The organism is Streptomyces antimicrobicus (assembly GCF_020532625.1).
GTDB lineage: Bacteria > Actinomycetota > Actinomycetes > Streptomycetales > Streptomycetaceae > Streptomyces > Streptomyces antimicrobicus.
The window spans coordinates 1-450 of the sequence record NZ_JAJAUY010000278.1; the positions used below are offsets into that span (position 1 = coordinate 1).

At 74.9% G+C, this 450-nt stretch carries 1 protein-coding gene; it reads right to left on the reverse strand.

Annotation, left to right across the window (positions count from 1 at the left end; all coding sequences use genetic code 11):
* The coding region (locus LG632_RS30040) for an AMP-binding protein (protein ID WP_226731088.1) at positions 1–450 on the reverse strand (450 nt) is incomplete at both ends.

Consider the following 450-nt stretch of genomic DNA (forward strand, 5'->3'; position numbering starts at 1 on the left):
TCTCGATCTCGCCGAGTTCGATGCGGAAGCCGCGGACCTTGACCTGGTCGTCGGCGCGGCCGAGGAACTCCAGCTCGCCGGTGGCCGTACGGCGCACCACGTCGCCCGAGCGGTACATCCGCTCGCCCGGCGCACCGAACGGGTTCGCCACGAACCGCTCGGCGGTCAGGCCCGCACGGCCCAGGTAGCCCCGGGCCAGACCGGCGCCCGCGATGTACAGCTCGCCCGCCACACCCGGCGGGACCGGCTGCAGGGCCCGGTCGAGGACGAGCACGTGGGTGTCGGTGATGGCGGTGCCGATGGGCGGGACGCCGCCGCCGGAGAGGGCGCCGGACATGGTGGCGCAGACGGTGGACTCGGTGGGGCCGTAGGCGTTGACCATCCGGCGGCCCACCGACCAGCGCTCGACCAGCTCGCCCGACGTCGCCTCGCCCGCCACCACCAGCGTGG